Source organism: Pseudoalteromonas sp. P1-26, from assembly GCF_001401795.1.
Lineage (GTDB): Bacteria > Pseudomonadota > Gammaproteobacteria > Enterobacterales > Alteromonadaceae > Pseudoalteromonas.
The window spans coordinates 1-207 of sequence record NZ_LKDX01000214.1 but is presented as its reverse complement, the minus strand read 5'-3'; the positions used below and the strand labels follow the sequence as shown (position 1 = coordinate 207).

General features: G+C 50.2%; 1 rRNA gene. It reads right to left on the bottom strand.

The features are described from left to right. A 16S ribosomal RNA gene (locus AN394_RS21560) occupies nt 1-187 on the bottom strand; the annotation flags it as partial. Nucleotides 188-207: the final 20 nt, after the last annotated feature.

Here is a 207-nt window from a genome sequence, read left to right as displayed (position 1 = left end):
AGACATCATGCGGTATTAGCAGTCGTTTCCAACTGTTGTCCCCCACCATAAGGCATATTCCCAAGCATTACTCACCCGTCCGCCGCTCGACGCCAGAGGTGCAAGCACCTCTTCGTTTCCGCTCGACTTGCATGTGTTAGGCCTGCCGCCAGCGTTCAATCTGAGCCATGATCAAACTCTTCAATTAAAAGTTTTTTGAAACCGAAG